Here is a 17,100-nt window from a genome sequence, read left to right on the forward strand (position 1 = left end):
GGCGCTCGGCGCTCCTACCGCCGCACCAGCTCCAGCGCGAAGTCGCGCACCCGCTCCATCGTCGGGGCGTCCGGGGCCTCCACGTTCAGCCGCAGGAACGGCTCGGTGTTCGAGGGGCGCAGGTTGAACCACCAGCCCTCGGAGCGGTGGGCGAAGGTGGTCCCGTCCATCTCGTCGACGTCCACCTCCTCCGCGGAGAGGGCCTCGCGGACCCGGTCCACCGCGGCGGCCTTGTCCTCGATCTCGGAGTTGATCTCACCGGAGGCGACGTAGGGCGCGTACTTCTCGGCCAGCTCGGACAGCGGCCGCTCCTGCCCGCCGAGGGCGGCCAGCACGTGCATCGCCGCGAGCATCCCGGTGTCGGCGTTGAAGAAGTCCTTGAAGTAGTAGTGCGCCGAGTGCTCGCCGCCGAAGACGCCGTGCTCGTGGGCCATGACCGCCTTGATGAAGGAGTGCCCCACCCGCGTCTTCACCGGGCGCCCCCCGCACCGCTCCACCAGCTCCGGCAGCGCCCGCGAGGTGATGAGGTTGTAGATGACCACGGGCTCCTCCTCGCCCTCGGCCCGCGCCCGGGCGATCTCGCGCTCGGCCACCAGGGCCGCGATCGCGGAGGGGGTCACGGGGTCGCCGGCCTGGTCGATGACGAAGCAGCGGTCGGCGTCGCCGTCGAAGGCCAGGCCGATGTCCGCGCCGTGCTGAACGACGGCGGCCTGCAGGTCCCGCAGGTTCTCCGGGTCCAGCGGGTTGGCCGGGTGGTTGGGGAAGGTCCCGTCCAGCTCGAAGTAGAGGGGGACGATCTCCAGCGGGAGGGCCGGCAGCTTCGCCTCGCCCAGCACCGCCGGGGTGGTCAGCCCGCCCATGCCGTTGCCGGCGTCGACCACGACCCTCAGCGGTCGGATCCCGGAGAGGTCCACCAGGCCGCGCAGGTAGCGCGCGTAGTCGGCCAGGATGTCCCGCTCCTCGAGGTCCCCGGTGCGCCCCGCGGCCGGGATCCCCTCCTCGAAGTACCGGCGGGCGACGTCCCGGATCTCGAAGAGGCCGGTCTCCGAGGAGATCGGGACGGCCCCGGCCTTGGACATCTTCATGCCGTTGTACTCCGCAGGGTTGTGCGAGGCGGTGAAGGTCACACCGGGGGCCTCGAGCACGCCGCAGGCGAAGTACAGCTCGTCGGTGGAGATCAGGCCGATCTTCACGACGTCGGCCCCCCTCCTGCGGGCGCCGTCGGCGAAGGCATCCATGAACTCGGGGGAGGAGGGGCGCATGTCCCCGCCCACCAGGACGGTCCGGCCGGCCAGGTCCAGGACGTCCACGAAGGCCGCGCCGGTGGCCCGGACCGAGTCGGCGGTGATGGTCTCGCCGACGATCCCCCGGACGTCGTAGGCCTTGAATGATGCTTCGAAATTAACGGTCATCCGGACATTTTAGCCGCCGGGACGGCCCATCCCCGCGCGGCCCGCCGGGGCGCCGGCGGGCGGCGGCCTCACCCCTTCGGGCCCTCCGGGGCGGGTGTGGTTGGATGGGGGACCATGGGCCAGGTACTCAAGATGCACAACCCCGTTCAGAACTACGCGTGGGGCACCCGCGACACCCTCGCGCGCCTGCGCGGGGCCCCGTGCCCCGCCCCGGAGCCGGAGGCCGAGCTGTGGGTGGGGGCGCACCCGCTCTCCTCGTCCGTGGTCGAGACGCCTCAGGGGCGTGTGCCGCTGAAGGACCTGGTCGGCGAGGCGCCGGCGCGGGGGCTCGCGGAGGCGGTGGGGGACTTCCCGTACCTGCTCAAGATCCTGGCCATCGGCGCCCCCCTCTCGCTGCAGGTCCACCCCGACGTCGAGACGGCCGGCCGCGGCTACGAGCGCGAGGAGGCCGAGGGCGTCCCGCGCGACGCCCCGCACCGCAGCTACAAGGACCGCCGCTCCAAGCCGGAGACCGTCGTCGCGGTCTCCCCGCTCAGGATCCTCACCGGCATCCGGCCCGCCGCCGAGCTGCGGGAGATCGCCGGGGCGCTCGGCCTGACCTGGCTCGCGGAGCTCGCCGGCTACGACGCCCGGGAGATCGTCACCCAGATCTTCGCCAAGCCCCAGGAGTCGGCCGAGCTGGCCCTGCAGGCCACGGTCGACGCCGCCGTCGAGCACAGCCTCCACCACCCCTTCGACGAGGACGCGCCCGGCCGGCCGGGGGAGGATCCGCGGGACCGGCTCGCCGCCGTCGCGGACCTGATCCTGCTGCTGCACGACCGGCACCCGGGGGACCGGGGCATCATGGTCGCGGTGGCCATGAACCAGCTCTTCCTCGCCCCGGGGGAGTCGGCCCACACCCCGGACGGCCAGGTCCACGCGTACATCTCCGGCACCGCGGTGGAGATCATGGAGGCCTCGGACAACGTCATGCGGGCGGGGCTGACGCCCAAGCACGTCGACGTCCCGGAGATGCTCGCCGTGCTGCGCTCGGATCAGCCCGCGCCCGAGGTGTGGGAGCCCCGGGAGGAGGCGCCCGGCGTCGTGCGCTACCAGCTGTGGGACCCGCGGCTGAGCCTGGTCCGCATCGACGTCGAGCCGGAGCGTCCCGTGGAGTGGGAGCTGGCAGGCATCGCCACCGCCCTGTGCACCGAGGGCCGGGTGAGCGCGGAGCTCGACGACGCCGTCCACGAGATCGCCGGAGCCGAGGCCCTGCTGCATCTCGGCTCCCCGGACCGGGCCCGCTTCTCGGGCTCGGGGCGCCTCTACCTGGCCGCGTACCGCTGATCGCTCCCCGCCGGCACCGCACCGGCGGTTCCGGGGGTTAGGCTCGTCCCGGGCCCCGGTCCGCCCATCCTCAGCACCCGAACGGAGTCACATGTCGCAGAACGTCCCCGAAGAGGGCATCCGGAGCCGGGCCCCGCTCGGCGTCGTCGCCCTCGTGGTCCTCGGCAGCATGGTGGTGCTCATGGCGGGCCTGCAGTCCATCGCGGGCATCTTCGGCCCGGCCTTCCTGGCCTTCTCGCTGGTGATCGCGCTGCGGCCGCTGCGGCTGTGGCTCATGGACCGCGGGCTGCCCGGCTGGGTCTCGGGCGTCTTCGTGGCGCTGCTGCTCTACGCGATCCTGCTGGCCATCATCGGCTCGATGGGCGTCTCGGTGGTGGCGCTGGTGGAGAGCCTGCCCGGCTACTCCGCCCAGTTCCAGGAGCTGTACCGCCAGCTGCAGGACTGGATGGCCCAGCTGGGGCTCACCGAGACCGACCTCGGCTCCACGGCCCTGAACTACCTGCAGCCGGAGCGGGTCATCTCCGCCGCGACCACGGTGCTCTCCGGCCTCTCGGAGGCGGGCTCGCAGATGTTCGTGCTCATCATGGTGGTCGCGTTCCTGATGATCGACTCGATCATCATCAGCGGGCGCCGCGGCGAGGTCCTGGCGGCCAAGCCCGGCCTCGGCCAGGCCTTCGAGGACTTCTCGCGCCGGACCTCCAAGTACTGGGTGGTCAACACCGTCTTCGGCGCGATCGTGGCGGCCCTGGACACCGTCGCCCTGATGATCCTGGGCGTGCCCCTGGCCTTCACTTGGGGCGTCTTCGCCTTCGTCACCAACTACATCCCCAACATCGGCTTCGTGATCGGGCTGATCCCGCCGGCGCTGCTCGGGCTGCTCTCGGGCGGGGTGCCCATGGCGATCTGGGTCATCGTGATCTTCTCGGTCATCAACTTCGTGGCCCAGGCGGTGATCCAGCCGAAGGTGACCGGCGACGCCGTCGGGCTCAACACCACGGTCACCTTCGTCTCGCTGATCTTCTGGGCCGCGATCATCGGCCCGCTGGGGGCGATCCTGGCGGTCCCGCTGACCCTGTTCTTCAAGGCGCTCCTGGTCGACTCGGACCCGCGCTCGCGGTGGCTCGGCGTGGTCTTCGACTCCCGCGGCAAGCCCAACGACCTCCGCTGGACCACCGATATGCTGCGCGACGAGGGTCGCGTCTCGCTGCGGCGGGCCTACGGCCGGGGGCCGGGCTTCGAGGAGACCCGGGAGCGCAACCTGCGGGACCGGCGGGCGGTGGAGGCCGCCCAGGAGCAGGGCAACCCCGACGCCGCCGCGCAGCCGGAGTCCCCGGTGCCGGCGGCCCCCGGCGCGGGAAGTGCGACGGGCGCCTCCGAGGCGTCCCCGGCACCGGGCGTCCCCGGCACCGCCGGCCGCGCCGGGGGAGGGGCGGCGTCTGCGGAGGGTGCCGCTGACCCGGCTGACGGGCCGTCCGGTCCGGAGGAGGGCTCGGGCGGTCACGGTCCGGACGGCGAGGACCCGGAGGGCCGCGGCCCGCAGCGGGAGCGCTGAGCCGCGCGAGGAGGCGGTGCGGGATCGATTCCGCAAGTTCCTCTTCCAAGTCCCTCCTGGCGCCCGGCCACGACGTCGTCGCCCCGGTCCGCCGCCGCGGGTCAGTGCCGCAGGATCAGGCTCGCCGTCATGGCCTCGAACGCCAGCCGGGGGTTCGCCGTGGCGATCCGCCGCCGGGTGAGGTTGATCGTGTCGATCTGCTCGAGGGTCCGCTCCGCCGTGGAGTTCAGCGCGTAGTCCTCCAGCTCCCGCTGCAGGTGCTGGTTGATCAGCGGCGATCCGGTGCGCAGCTGCAGGGTCAGCACGTCGCGGTAGAACGTGGAGAGGTCGATCAGGAAGCGGTCCAGCGTGTCCACCTGGATGCGCCGGGCCCGGCGCTTCTGATCCTCCTCGAGGCGGCGCAGCGCCGCGCGCAGGTGCGGCGGCAGCTTGGCCGACTCCTCGGCCCCGAGCGTGACCATCAGCTCGACCCTCTCCCGCTCGTTGCGCTCCTCGGCGTCGGCCTCCGACTCCGCCTCCGCGGTGGTGATGAGGCGGTCCGCCGCGGCCACCGCCGAGCTGATCCCGGCCAGCCCGAGCGGCAGCCGCACCACCTCCTCCCGCCGCGAGCGGGCCTCCGGGAAGACCGCGAGCCGCCGGGCGATGCCCACGTGCCCCTGCGCCAGCCGGGCCGCGTGCAGCGCCGTCTCCTCCTCGATCCCCTCCCGGCGGACCAGCAGCCGGGCCACCTCCTCGGCGGCCGGGACCTTCAGCCCCACCGGCCGGCAGCGGGAGCGGATCGTGACGAGGACGTCGACGGGGCTCGGGGCGCACAGGAGCCAGATCGTGTGCGGCGGCGGCTCCTCGATCGCCTTGAGCAGCACGTTGGAGGTCCGCTCGGGCATCCGGTCCGCGTCCTCGACGATCATGATGCGCCAGCGCCCGACGGCGGGCCGGTCCTGGGCCTTGACGACCAGCTCGCGGGCCTCCTCGATCTTGATGCTGAGGTTCTCGGTCGCGAAGTACGTCAGGTCCGCGTGGGTCCCGGCCATCGCGGTGCGGCAGGACTTGCACCGCCCGCAGCCGCGTTCCCACGGGTCGGGGCGCTCGCACAGCAGGGCGGCGGCCAGCGCCCGGGCCGCGGTGGACCGGCCGGATCCGGGAGGGCCGGTGAACAGCCAGGCGTGCGAGGGCACCTCCTGGGCGGCGGCCCGGCGCAGCTGCTCGGCCGCCCGCTCCTGGCCGACGAGCTCGTCCCACACGCTCATCGCAGGCCCTCCCCGCCGCCCTCGTCCGCCGGCCTCGGCGTCCCCAGCAGCGGCTCGACGGCGTCCCACACGCGCGCGGCCACGGCCTCGACGGCGCCGGTCCCGTCGACCGCCGCCCGGCCGCGCTCCGCGCGCTCGGCCAGCCGGGCGAAGGAGGCGTTGACCCGGGAGTGGAACGCGTCGGGCTCGGCCTCGAGCCGGTCGGCCCCGTCTCCGCGGCCGCCCATGCGCTCGCGGGCGTCCGCGAGCGGGACGTCGAGGACCACCGTCAGGTCCGGCTGCAGGTCCTCGGTGGCCCACCGGGAGAGCGCCGTGACGGGCCCCTCGCCCAGCCCCCGGCCCGCGCCCTGGTAGGCGGCGGAGGAGTCGATGTAGCGGTCGCAGACCACGACGGCGCCGCGCTCCAGGGCCGGTCCGATCAGCTGGTGCGCGTGGGCGGCCCGGGCCGCGGCGTAGATCAGCGCCTCGGTGTGCGGGTCGATCTCGCCCTGACCCTGCCGCAGCACCAGCTCCCGCAGCCGCTCGCCGACCTCGGTGCCGCCGGGCTCGCGGGTCAGCACGACGTCGTGTCCCGCCTCCTCGAGCCGGGCCGCGAGGATCCGGGCCTGCGTGGATTTCCCGCTGCCGTCCCCGCCCTCCAGCACCACGAAGGTGCCGGGGTGCGGCGGGCGCGGGGAGGCCGGGGAGAAGCTCAGTTCGGAAGTCACGGCTCCAGCCTACCGACTGCATGGCCCGCACCCCGCGCGGGGAGGCGTGCGGCCCCACGTCACGGGGTAGCCTGTGGACATGCCTGAGAACACTTCCGATCCCCAGCAGCCCCGGGCCGGGCTGAGCCGCGAGACGCTCGTCGTCTCCGCCGGGCGCCCCGCCGCCGAGCACGACGCCCCGGTGAACCCGCCGATCCACCTCTCCTCGACCTTCCACGGCGCGGGCCCCATCCTCCCGAGCGACCGGGCCTACGGCCGCTTCACCAACCCCACCTGGGAGGAGCTCGAGTCCGTCATCGGCAGGCTCGAGGGCACGGAGCTGCCGGCGCTGCTCTACGGCTCCGGCATGGCCGCGGTCTCGGCGGTCCTGGAACAGGTCCCGGTCGGCTCCGTGATCGTGATGCCCGAGCACACCTACCTGGGCACCATGTCCCTGGCCCGCCAGATGCAGGACCGGGGCATCTCCCGCCTGGTGGAGGTCCCGGTCGAGGACACCGACGCCGTGATCCGCACGCTCACCGAGCAGGCCCGCTCCCTGCCCGAGCCCGCCGGCCCCGACGCCGAGGCCCCCTACGTCCTGCTCTGGGCGGAGAGCCCCACCAACCCGATGATGGAGGTCGCGGACCTGCCGGCCCTGCTCGCCGCCGCCCGCGGCCTCGGCGTGCACACCGCCGTGGACAACACCTTTGCGACGCCGATGGCCCAGCGCCCCCTCCGCTGGGGCGCCGACTACGTGGTGCACTCGGCCACCAAGTACCTCGCGGGCCACTCGGACGTGATCCTCGGCGCCGTCGTCACCGCCGATGCGGAGCTGCGCCGCCGGGCCCTGGCCAAGCGCTCGCTGGCCGGCGGCATCGCCGGCCCCTTCGAGGCCTGGCTCGGGCTGCGCGGGATCCGCACGCTGGCCCTGCGGGTGCGGCAGGCCACCGCCAACGCCCAGGTCCTGGCAGAACGGCTCAGCGAGCACCCGGCGATCGCGGCGGTGCGCTACCCGGGGCTGCCCGGGGACCGGGGGCACGAGCGAGCGAAGGCCCAGATGGACGGCTTCGGATCGGTCCTCTCGGTCACCCTGCACGCCGACGCGGCGACCACCGAGGCTTTCGTCTCCGCGGTGCGGCTGTGGACGCCGGCGACGTCGCTGGGCGGCGTCGAGTCCCTCATCGAGCGCCGGCGCCGGCACGCCAACGAGGCCCGGACGGTCTCCGAGTCGCTGGTGCGCCTCTCGGTCGGGATCGAGGACGTCGAGGACCTGTGGGCCGACCTGGTCCAGGCCCTCGAGAGCGTGAGCCGGTAGGCTGGTGGGCATGACTATCCCGATCATCCTGGCGTATCTGGAGGGGTACATCAACATCCTCCTGGCGATCATCCTGCTGGTGCTCGCGCTGTGGGCCTTCGCCGAGGCCGCGCGGGCGCCCAGCGGGGCGTACGAGGCGGCCTTCAAGCGCACCAAGAACTTCTGGATGCTGGTCACCGGCGCCTGCCTGCTCGGGGCCGTCATCTCGATGATGACGGCGTTCGGCGGCGCCTCGAGCCTGTTCATCCAGCTCATCGCCGCCACGGCGGTGGGGGTGTTCCTGGCCGACGTCCGGCCGGCGGTGCGCCACCGCCGGTAGGCGCCGAGGAGCCGAGGACGCGGTGGACGGCCCGGGAGAGATCTCCCGGGCCGTTCCGTTTCTTTGCGCCGAAATGTCCTGCGGCGGGGGCTCAGGTGGAAGAATGGGGGCATGGCTGATACTTACAAGCTCGTTCTCCTCCGTCACGGGCAGAGCGAATGGAACAAGGAAAACCTCTTCACCGGTTGGGTCGACGTCCCGCTCTCCGAGCAGGGCGAGGCCGAGGCGAGGCGCGGCGGCGCGCTGCTGAAGGAGCGCGGCATCCACCCCGACGTCGTGCACACCTCGCTGCTGCGCCGGGCGATGAACACCGCCAACCTCGCCCTCGACGAGGCCGACAGGCTGTGGATCCCGGTCAAGCGCAACTGGCGGCTCAACGAGCGCCACTACGGCGCGCTGCAGGGCAAGGACAAGGCCCAGATCCGGGAGCAGTACGGCGAGGAGCAGTTCATGCAGTGGCGCCGCTCCTACGACGTCCCGCCCCCGGAGCTGGACGACGACGACGAGTTCTCCCAGGCCCACGACCCCCGCTACGCGGACGTGCAGGACGCCCCGCGCACCGAGTGCCTCAAGGACGTGCTCGAGCGCATGCTCCCGTACTGGGAGGAGGGCATCCAGCCCGACCTCGTGGCGGGGCGCACCGTGCTGGTCGCCGCCCACGGCAACTCGCTGCGGGCGCTGGTCAAGCACCTGGACGGCATCTCCGACGACGAGATCTCCGGGCTGAACATCCCCACCGGCATCCCGCTGTACTACGAGCTGGACGAGCAGTTCCGCCCGGTCCGCGCGGGCGAGTACCTGGATCCCGACGCCGCCTCGGACGCGATCAAGGCCGTCGCCAACCAGGGCCGCTGAGCCGCCCCTGAGGATGCGCGGAGAGCCCCCGCCCCTGACCCGGGGCGGGGGCTCTCCGCGCTTCTGCCGGAGGCGGAGGCGAGGCCCATGCGGTCCGGTGTCGGGGACTTCCGGGCGGCCTCAGCCTCGTGCCGGGGGAGCCGCCCGCTCCCTTCCCGGGGGCGGGCCCAGCGGCCCGGATCAGGCCGGCGGAGTGCTCGTGGGCGATCCGTCCCACTCGCCGGTGACCAGGTAGGTCACCTTCCGGGCCACGGAGACCCCGTGGTCGCCGAAGCGCTCGAGGTAGCGGGAGAGCAGGGTGACGTCGATGGTCGTCTGCGCGTCGGAGCCCCACTCGGCGGCGGTCACCTTGGAGAAGACCGACTGGTGCAGCTCGTTGATCCGGGCCTTCGCGGTGTAGATCGTGTCCGCGTAGCCCAGCTCGCGGGTCTCCAGCAGGTTGATCACGGCGGCGATGATGGTCTCGTCCAGCGAGATCATCTCCCGGATGGTCCCCTCGAGGTCCTCCGGGACGGCCGGGTCGGGGAAGCGGAGCCTGGTCACCTGGGCGACGTGCCGGGCGAGGTCGCCCATGCGCTCCAGGGAGGCGCTCATCCGCAGCGCGCCCACGATCATCCGCAGGTCGGATGCCACGGGGCCCTGCAGCGCCAGGAGGTCGATGGAGCGCTCGTCGAGGTGGTTCTGCAGCATGTCGATGCGGGCGTCGTTGGAGATGACCTCCTCCGCCTCCTGGACGTCGGTCTCCAGCAGGGAGTTCGCCGCGCGGCGCAGCGCGACCTGGACGAGGTTCGCGATCTCGACGAGGTCGTCGCCGACCTGCTGAAGTTCGGCCTGGAACACTTTGCGCACGGGGGCTTCCTTCCTGCCGGCGTCGGATGACGGCCGGGCTCCGGCTGTGGGGGCGGCGCGCGTCCGGGTGGGGGCGCGTCTCTTCAAGTCTAGTGGCGGGTCCGCCGCCCGGCGACGCCGGTCCCGGCGGCGCCGGGGCGCCCGCGGCTTCTGGAGTCCAGGATCGCAACCGAGCGTGAACGCCCGGTCCGTCTTCGGTGAACACTGGCTGAACCCGCGGCGTCGGCACCCGGAACCGGGGCGTCCGGCGGCCGGATATGCCTAAGCTAGTGCCGTGAGTCCTGTATCCATCGCCGTGCTCTGCGGCCTCGTCGGCATCGCTCTGGGACTGCTGAGCTATGCGGCGATGCGCCGCAGCGACCGCCAGCGCACCGGCTGGGCCGTCGTCGAGGAGCCGACCATCAGCGACGGCGCCGCCCAGATCCTCGCGGTCGTGGGCCGGGCCTACGTCATGGTCGACGCCGTGGACGGCGTCGTCCGCGCGTCCCAGGGCGCCTACGCCTACGGGCTGGTGCGCGGCCACAGCATGGCGCAGGAGGAGCTGACCGGGATGATCCGGCAGGTCCGCCGGGACGGGGTGATCATGGAGCGGACGGTGGAGATCTCCCGGGGCTCGTTGGGCCGCAGCCTGCTGGTGCTCAACGTGCGCATCGCCCCGGTCGCGGACGAGTACATCCTGCTGCTGGCGGATGACCGCACCGAGATCTCCCGGGCCCAGGCCATCCGCACCGACTTCGTCGCGAACGTCTCCCACGAGCTGAAGACCCCGGTCGGCGCGGTCGGGCTGCTGGCCGAGGCCATCGAGGGCTCGGCCGACGACCCGGAGGCGGTCCGGCACTTCAGCCGCCGGCTCCACAAGGAGACGGCGCGCCTGACGGCCCTGGTCCACGACATCATCGAGCTCTCCCGCCTCCAGGGCACCGACATCGTCCAGCAGGGCACCCTGGTCGACCTGAACCGCCTGGTCCAGGACGCCGTGGACCGCAACCGCCTGCCGGCCGAGCACAAGAACATCACGGTCAAGGTGGGCGGTCGGGCCGAGCGCCCCGTGCACGGGGACCCCGAGCTGCTCATGACGGCGCTGCGGAACCTCATCGACAACGCGATCCGCTACTCGCCGGAGAACACCCGGATCGGCGTCGGCATCCGCTCGCGCCGGGGGACGGTCTCGGTCTCGGTCAAGGACCAGGGGCCGGGCATCCCCGAGAGCGAGCAGGACCGGATCTTCGAGCGGTTCTACCGGGTCGACGCCGCGCGCTCCCGCCAGACCGGCGGCACCGGCCTCGGCCTGTCGATCGTCAAGCACGTCGTCGCCCAGCACGGCGGGGACATCTCCCTGTGGTCGGCGCCGGGCCAGGGCTCCACCTTCACCATGACGCTGCCGGAGCTCGACGAGACGACCGAGCGGGACATGGGCCGCGGCGACGTCGAGGTCGCCCCGGTCCGCGAGGAGGAGCCGGTCAGGATCCTCGCCCCGGCGGAGCCCCCCGAGCAGCCCCGGCCCGCCCCGAGCGGCGCCGAGGAGTATTCCCGACGCAACCGCACCCCCGAGGAGGGACCCGAGGCATGACGAGGATTCTGGTGGTCGAGGACGAGCCCGCGCTGAGCGAGCCCCTCGCCTTCCTGCTGGGCCGGGAGGGATTCGAGGTGACGGTGGTCGAGGACGGCCTCGGCGCGATCCCCGCCTTCGAGCGGGAGGGCCCGGACCTGGTGCTCCTGGACCTCATGCTCCCCGGCCAGTCCGGGACCGAGGTCTGCCGGCAGCTGCGGCAGCGCTCCGGCGTGCCGATCATCATGCTCACGGCCAAGGACTCGGAGATCGACAAGGTCGTGGGCCTGGAGCTGGGGGCGGACGACTACGTGACCAAGCCGTACTCCTCGCGCGAGCTCGTCGCCCGGGTGCGCGCGGTGCTGCGCCGCCGCTCGGACGCGGACGAGCCCGAGGCGGCCGCGGTGGAGGGCGGCCCGGTCCGGATGGACATCGAGCGGCACGTGGTCAGCGTCGGCGGCCGGACGACGCCGATGCCGCTGAAGGAGTTCGAGCTGCTGGAGATGCTGCTGCGCAACGCGGGGCGGGTGCTGACCCGGGCCCAGCTCATCGACCGGGTCTGGGGCAGCGACTACGTGGGCGACACCAAGACCCTGGACGTCCACGTCAAGCGGCTGCGCTCCAAGATCGAGCCCGACCCCTCGCACCCGCGGCACGTGGTGACCGTGCGGGGCCTCGGGTACAAGTTCGAGGCCTGAGGCCGGGCCCGGCACGCGAAGACCCCCGCGTCCCTCGTCAGGAGGGAGGCGGGGGTCTTCGCGCGCTCGGGCGGGCGCGCGGCCCGGCCGAGGGCGGCCAGGCGCCCCGGCGGGGGCGCCTGCGGCCCTAGTGCTCCGCGGTGGGCTTGGCCGGCGGGGTGTAGTCGGAGCCGCCCGGGACGAAGGGGGCGTACTGCTCGAGCGCGCCGTCGAGGACGGGCATGTCGATCGACGTCGTGGCCCCCTCGCTCTTCAGCTCGGTGCCGAACAGCAGCGCGCCGGGCTCGGCGCCGGCCGGGTCGACCAGGGCCTCCTGCTCGCTCAGGTCGACCTCGCTGTCGGCGGGCACCCGGACCTGCACGGTGGCCTCGCCGGTGTCGATCTCCACGGAGGCGTCCCGCTCGCCGTTGTTGACCATCCCGCCGAGGAGGCGGCCCTCGTCCTGGGCGGCGTTGGTGACCACCAGGAGGTTGTTGGCCTCGACGTCGCCGACGCTGGCGCTGACGCCGTCGGACGCGTCGTAGCTGATCTTGGTGGGCTGGTCGTGGATGTAGCCGCAGCCTGTCGCGGTCAGCAGGGCCGCGGCGATCGCCGCCGTGGCGCCGGCGCGCTTGACGTTCTTGCGAGCATAAGACTTCACGTCTGGACTCCTATGGGGTGATGCGAGGATCGGACGACGCCGCAAGCGCCGAGACTCATTCCCGATCAGTTTAGCGGTTTTGCGGACACATCGTCGGCACCGCCGGGCGGGGCGTCCCGCGGGCCCTCCGAGGGGCCTCCCGCGGCCCCCGGACGGGCGCCGACGCCGGCGCCGGGCGTCGTCGGGCGTCATCAGGGGGCGGGGAAGGGGCCCCGTGATAAACTGGGGAGGCTGAAAGGGGTAAATCCATATGCTTTTTGAGGTTGGCGAGACCGTCGTATACCCTCACCACGGCGCGGCGACGATCGAGGAGATCAAGACCCGCGTCATCAAGGGCCAGGAGAAGATGTATCTCAAGCTCCAGGTCGCCCAGGGCGACCTGACCATCGAGGTCCCCGCCGACAACGTCGAGATGGTCGGAGTGCGCGACGTCGTCGACGAGAAGGGCCTGGCGGAGGTGATCGCCGTCCTGCAGGCCACGGACGCCGAGGAGGCCTCCAACTGGTCCCGCCGGTTCAAGGCCAACACGGAGAAGCTGGCCTCCGGCGACGTGCTCAAGGTCGCCGAGGTCGTCCGCGACCTCTGGCGCCGCGAGCAGGTCAAGGGGCTCTCGGCCGGGGAGAAGCGCATGCTCTCCAAGGCCCGCCAGATCCTCTCCTCCGAGGTCGCCCTGGCCAAGGACATCGACGAGGACGCGGCGGAGGCCCAGCTGGACGAGATCCTCGAGGGCCAGCCTGCGTGACCGCTAGCTCACCCCGCACGTCGAACGCGCGCTCCTCCGCTCCGGGGGAGCGCGCTTTCGTCGTGATGGTCGTCGCCGCGGGCTCCGGCGAGCGGCTGGGGCACGGGATGCCGAAGGCCCGAGTGGACCTCGGCGGGCGCACGATCCTCGAGCGCGCCCTGGAGTCGGTCGAGGCATGGGGGCGGGCGGCGCGCGTCGTCGTCACCCTGCCCGCCGGGGACGCGGAGCTCGCGGAGGTGTGCCGCCGCCACGGCGCCGAGGCGGTCGAGGGCGGCGGCACGCGCGCGGCCTCGGTCGCGGCGGGGCTGGAGCGGATCGCGGGCCTGCCCGAGCGCTCCGGCCTGCGCGGGATCCTGGTGCACGACGCCGCCCGCTGCCTCGCCCCGCCCGCCGTCTTCGACGCCGTCGCGGCGGCCCTGGAGGCCGGGGAGCGCGCGGTCATCCCGGTCCTGCCCGTCACGGACACCGTCAAGGCCGTCGACGCGGAGGGCTACGTGGCCTCGACCCCGCAGCGGGCGGGCCTGCGGATCGTCCAGACCCCGCAGGGCTTCGACCTCGCCACGCTCGAGGCCGCGCACCGGGAGGCCGCCCTGCTGCCCGCGGAGGTCGCGCTCGGGATCACCGACGACGCGATGCTCGCCGAGACCCTCGGGATCCCGGTGGCCACCGTCCCCGGCTCGGAGGAGTCCCTCAAGATCACCGTGCCGCTGGACCTGCTCCTCGCACGCACCCTGCTGGAGGGGAGGTCCGGATGAGCGCGCCCGTCTTCCGCACCGGCGTCGCCGTGGACGTCCACGCCTTTGGGGAGCCGGGCACCCCGCTGTGGGTCGCCGGGCTGCACTGGCCGGGGCAGACCGGGCTCAGCGGGCACTCCGACGGCGACGTCGTCGCCCACGCCGCCGCCGACGCGCTGTTCTCCGCCTCCGGGCTGGGGGACCTCGGCGCGAACTTCGGCGTCGACCGCCCCGAGATGGCCGGCGCCTCGGGCGCGAGGATCCTGGCCGAGGCCGCGCGCATCGTCCGCGCGGGCGGGTTCGAGATCGGCAACGTCGCGGTCCAGCTGATCGGCAACCGCCCCAAGTTCGGCCCCCGCAGGGAGGAGGCTGCGGCGGTGCTCACCGAGGCCGCCGGCGCGCCGGTGACGGTCACCGCCACCACCTCCGACGGCCTCGGGCTGACGGGGCGCGGCGAGGGCGTCGCGGCCATCGCCACGGCGCTGGTCATGCCTCGTTAGACTGGGGCACGTGAGTTTGCGTTTCTACAGCACCGACACCGCCAGCGTCCGCGCCTTCGAGCCGGTGACCCCGGGCGAGGCGCGCCTGTACTACTGCGGCGCGACCGTCCAGGGCCGGCCGCACATCGGGCACATCCGCTCGGCGCTGGTCTTCGACCAGATCGCCCGCTGGCTGAGCTACCGCGGCTACCGCGTCACCACGGTGCGCAACGTGACCGACATCGACGACAAGATCCTCGCGAACTCGGCCGCGAGCTTCGAGCCCGGCTACGCGGGGGAGCACCCCGGGGAGCCGTGGTGGGCGCTGGCCTACCGCTTCGAGCGGGTCTTCACCGAGTCCTACGCGATGCTCGGGATCGCCGCCCCCACCTACGAGCCCCGCGCGACCGGGCACATCCCCGAGATGGTCGCCCTGATCGGCCGGCTGGTCGAGCGGGGGCACGCGTACCCGGCGCCGAACGGGTCGGGCGACGTCTACTTCGACGTCCGCTCGTGGGAGCGCTACGGCTCCCTGACCCGCCAGAGCATCGAGGACATGCAGGCCGCGCCCGACGCCGACCCACGCGGCAAGCGCGACCCCCGCGACTTCGCCCTGTGGAAGGGCCACAAGGAGGGCGAGCCGCTCAGCGCCTCGTGGGACTCCCCCTGGGGCCGCGGCCGGCCCGGCTGGCACCTCGAGTGCTCGGCGATGGCGGGCAAGTACTTAGGCGAGCGGTTCGACATCCACGGCGGCGGCCTGGACCTGCGCTTCCCCCACCACGAGAACGAGCTGGCGCAGTCCGCCGCGGCCGGGCACGGCTTCGCGAGCTACTGGCTGCACAACGGCCTGGTCACCTACGAGGGCGAGAAGATGTCCAAGTCGATCGGCAACACCGTCTCCCCCGAGGAGATGCTCGCCGAGGCCCGCCCGCTGGTGGTGCGCTACTACCTCGGCCAGGCGCACTACCGCTCGGTGCTGGACTACCGGCCGACCTCGCTGGAGGAGGCGGGGACCGCCGTCGAGCGGGTCGAGGCCTTCCTGGCCGCGGCCGGCGGGGGCGAGCCCGGGGCCGAGGTCCCGGAGGCCTTCGGCGAGGCGATGGACGACGACGTCAACATCCCGCGCGCCCTGGCGGTCCTGCACGAGCGCGTGCGCGTCGGCAACGCCGCGCTGGCCGCGGGGGACGACGCCGAGGCCGCGGCCCAGGCGGCTGCGGTCCGGGCGATGACCGACGTGCTCGGGCTGACGAGCCTGATGAGCCTGGGCGACACGGGGGCCGGAGGAGGAGAGCACGCGGCCCTGGCCAGCCTCGTGGAGGGGCTGCTCTCCCAGCGCGACGCCGCCCGCGCGGCCCGGGACTGGCGCCGGGCAGACCAGATCAGAGATGAACTCGCCGCGGCCGGAGTCACCGTCAAGGACTCCGCCGACGGCTCGACCTGGACGGTCTGAGGACCGTCGCGGGGAAGGAAGTGACACCCAATGGCAGATAACTCGCGCCCCGGCGCCGTCCGCAAGAAGAAGAAGGCCCCCCTGAAGGGATCCGGCGGCCAGGGCCGCCGCTCCCTCGAGGGCAAGGGCCCGACCCCCAAGGCGGAGGACCGCCCGTACCACAAGGCGCACAAGATGAAGAAGGCCGCCGCTAAGCGGCAGCAGGGCTCGGCCGGCCCCTCCCGGCAGCCGCGCCTGGGCGGCAAGCGCACCAGCGACGAGCTGGTGACCGGCCGCAACGCGGTGCTCGAGGCCCTGCGCACGGGCATCCCCGCCAAGCACCTGTTCGTCATGGGCAGCCTCGAGGGGGACGAGCGGGTCAAGGAGATCCTGTCCATCGCCACGCGCGAGGACATCCCGGCCCTGGAGATCACCCGCGGGGAGATCGAGCGGATGACCGAGGGCGCCGTCCACCAGGGCGTCGCACTGCAGATCCCGCAGTACAAGTACCCCGACGCCTCGGACCTGGGGCTGTCGATCATGGAGCGCTGGCACGCCGGCGAGCTGAGCCGGCCGCCGCTGTTCGTGGCGCTGGACGGGATCACGGATCCGCGCAACCTCGGGGCCATCATCCGCAGCGTCTCCGCGTTCTCCGGGCAGGCGGTGATCGTGCCGGAGCGCCGCGCCGCGGGGGTGACGGCCTCGGCGTGGAAGACCAGCGCGGGCGCCGTCTCGCGCATCCCGGTCGCCAAGGCGACCAACCTGACCCGGGTGATCCAGCAGCTCAAGGACCAGGGCGTCTTCGTGGTGGGCCTCGACGGCGACGGCGACGTCTCGCTGCCGGAGCTCAGCCTCGCCACGGAGCCGCTGTGCGTCGTCGCGGGCTCCGAGGGGAAGGGGCTCTCCCGGCTGGTGGCGGAGAACTGCGACCAGATCGTCTCGATCCCGATCGACTCGACGATGGAGTCCCTGAACGCGTCGATGGCCGTGGGCATCGCCCTCTACGAGGTGGGGCGGCTGCGCTCGGGCGCATGATCCCTCCGGAAGCATGCTCCCGGAGTCATGCCCCAGGTCATGTCCCGGGGACATGACCTGGGGCATGGTTCTGCAGGGTGTTCCTGGAGGCAGGACCCCTGAGAACGGGCACGAGGGCCGGACCGCGAGTACGCGGTCCGGCCCTCGTGCTTCAGATCACCCTGTGTGGAGTTGCGGGGTGGGCTGGTGGTCAGTAATGTATAGCGAGTTGCCAGGGCGACCGGCCGGAAGGC

At 73.0% G+C, this 17,100-nt stretch carries 17 protein-coding genes; 12 read left to right on the forward strand and 5 right to left on the reverse strand.

All coding sequences use genetic code 11. The features are described from left to right. Positions 1–14 precede the first annotated feature (14 nt). Positions 15–1,412, reverse strand: coding sequence for a phosphomannomutase/phosphoglucomutase (locus EWV39_RS12300; RefSeq protein ID WP_129660701.1), 1,398 nt, complete (start codon positions 1,410–1,412; stop codon positions 15–17). Between the two features lie 114 nt (positions 1,413–1,526). Here EWV39_RS12300 and manA point away from each other — a divergent pair, with 114 nt between their 5' ends. Beyond that, a complete protein-coding gene (manA, locus tag EWV39_RS12305) occupies positions 1,527–2,738 on the forward strand; it encodes a mannose-6-phosphate isomerase, class I (RefSeq protein WP_129660704.1) in 1,212 nt (403 codons plus the stop codon). A gap of 91 nt (positions 2,739–2,829) precedes the next feature. After that, positions 2,830–4,290, forward strand: a complete 1,461-nt coding sequence (locus tag EWV39_RS12310) for an AI-2E family transporter (protein WP_129660707.1) — start codon at positions 2,830–2,832, stop codon at positions 4,288–4,290. Between the two features lie 101 nt (positions 4,291–4,391). Here EWV39_RS12310 and EWV39_RS12315 read toward each other — a convergent pair whose 3' ends face one another. Beyond that, positions 4,392–5,537, reverse strand: coding sequence for a DNA polymerase III subunit delta' (locus EWV39_RS12315; protein ID WP_129660710.1), 1,146 nt, complete (start codon positions 5,535–5,537; stop codon positions 4,392–4,394). Beyond that, positions 5,534–6,244, reverse strand: a complete 711-nt coding sequence (gene tmk, locus EWV39_RS12320) for a dTMP kinase (protein WP_238148336.1) — start codon at positions 6,242–6,244, stop codon at positions 5,534–5,536. Before tmk ends, EWV39_RS12315 begins: the two co-directional genes overlap by 4 nt. Before the next feature lie 79 nt (positions 6,245–6,323). Here tmk and EWV39_RS12325 point away from each other — a divergent pair, with 79 nt between their 5' ends. The 3 genes from EWV39_RS12325 (at position 6,324) to EWV39_RS12335 (ending at position 8,712) form a co-directional block, all read left to right on the forward strand. Then, positions 6,324–7,538: a trans-sulfuration enzyme family protein gene (locus EWV39_RS12325; RefSeq protein ID WP_129660713.1), complete on the forward strand. Its 1,215-nt coding sequence runs from the start codon at positions 6,324–6,326 to the stop codon at positions 7,536–7,538. Between the two features lie 10 nt (positions 7,539–7,548). Then, positions 7,549–7,857 (forward strand): DUF2516 family protein, encoded by a 309-nt coding sequence (locus EWV39_RS12330; RefSeq protein WP_129660716.1) that lies wholly within the window; start codon positions 7,549–7,551, stop codon positions 7,855–7,857. 111 nt (positions 7,858–7,968) lie between these two features. Next, on the forward strand, positions 7,969–8,712 hold the full coding sequence (locus tag EWV39_RS12335) for a phosphoglyceromutase (RefSeq protein ID WP_129660719.1): 744 nt from the start codon (positions 7,969–7,971) through the stop codon (positions 8,710–8,712). A 180-nt stretch (positions 8,713–8,892) separates the two neighbouring features. On the opposite strand, the gene phoU is transcribed toward EWV39_RS12335, so the two are convergent. Further along, positions 8,893–9,561, reverse strand: coding sequence for a phosphate signaling complex protein PhoU (gene phoU, locus EWV39_RS12340; RefSeq protein ID WP_129660722.1), 669 nt, complete (start codon positions 9,559–9,561; stop codon positions 8,893–8,895). A 274-nt stretch (positions 9,562–9,835) separates the two neighbouring features. Here phoU and EWV39_RS12345 point away from each other — a divergent pair, with 274 nt between their 5' ends. Further along, positions 9,836–11,131 (forward strand): sensor histidine kinase, encoded by a 1,296-nt coding sequence (locus EWV39_RS12345; RefSeq protein ID WP_129660725.1) that lies wholly within the window; start codon positions 9,836–9,838, stop codon positions 11,129–11,131. Beyond that, entirely contained in the window at positions 11,128–11,808 is a 681-nt protein-coding gene (locus tag EWV39_RS12350; protein ID WP_129660727.1) for a response regulator transcription factor, read from the forward strand. The genes EWV39_RS12345 and EWV39_RS12350 overlap by 4 nt, the downstream gene beginning before the upstream one ends. 127 nt (positions 11,809–11,935) lie before the next feature. On the opposite strand, the gene EWV39_RS12355 is transcribed toward EWV39_RS12350, so the two are convergent. Beyond that, complete coding sequence (locus tag EWV39_RS12355; RefSeq protein WP_129660730.1) at positions 11,936–12,448, reverse strand: hypothetical protein; 513 nt, start codon at positions 12,446–12,448, stop codon at positions 11,936–11,938. Positions 12,449–12,698: 250 nt separating this feature from the next. On the opposite strand from EWV39_RS12355, the gene EWV39_RS12360 reads away from it, so the two are divergent. From EWV39_RS12360 to rlmB, 5 genes are read left to right on the forward strand one after another with little or no spacing between them, the layout of a single operon-like run. Next, positions 12,699–13,190 carry a CarD family transcriptional regulator gene (locus tag EWV39_RS12360; protein ID WP_129660733.1) on the forward strand — a complete coding sequence of 164 codons (492 nt, stop codon included), beginning with the start codon at positions 12,699–12,701 and terminating at the stop codon, positions 13,188–13,190. Next, the gene (ispD, locus tag EWV39_RS12365; protein WP_238148337.1) at positions 13,187–13,945 is read left to right on the forward strand and encodes a 2-C-methyl-D-erythritol 4-phosphate cytidylyltransferase; all 759 of its coding nucleotides are present in this window, start codon (positions 13,187–13,189) and stop codon (positions 13,943–13,945) included. Before EWV39_RS12360 ends, ispD begins: the two co-directional genes overlap by 4 nt. Continuing rightward, positions 13,942–14,424 (forward strand): 2-C-methyl-D-erythritol 2,4-cyclodiphosphate synthase, encoded by a 483-nt coding sequence (gene ispF, locus EWV39_RS12370; RefSeq protein ID WP_129660736.1) that lies wholly within the window; start codon positions 13,942–13,944, stop codon positions 14,422–14,424. The genes ispD and ispF overlap by 4 nt, the downstream gene beginning before the upstream one ends. A gap of 10 nt (positions 14,425–14,434) precedes the next feature. Next, on the forward strand, positions 14,435–15,853 hold the full coding sequence (gene cysS / locus EWV39_RS12375; RefSeq protein WP_129660739.1) for a cysteine--tRNA ligase: 1,419 nt from the start codon (positions 14,435–14,437) through the stop codon (positions 15,851–15,853). Positions 15,854–15,883: 30 nt separating this feature from the next. Continuing rightward, entirely contained in the window at positions 15,884–16,867 is a 984-nt protein-coding gene (gene rlmB / locus EWV39_RS12380; protein WP_129660742.1) for a 23S rRNA (guanosine(2251)-2'-O)-methyltransferase RlmB, read from the forward strand. The last annotated feature ends 233 nt before the right edge of the window (positions 16,868–17,100 follow it).

The sequence above is a fragment of the Rothia halotolerans genome (assembly GCF_004136635.1).
Classification (GTDB): domain Bacteria; phylum Actinomycetota; class Actinomycetes; order Actinomycetales; family Micrococcaceae; genus Rothia; species Rothia halotolerans.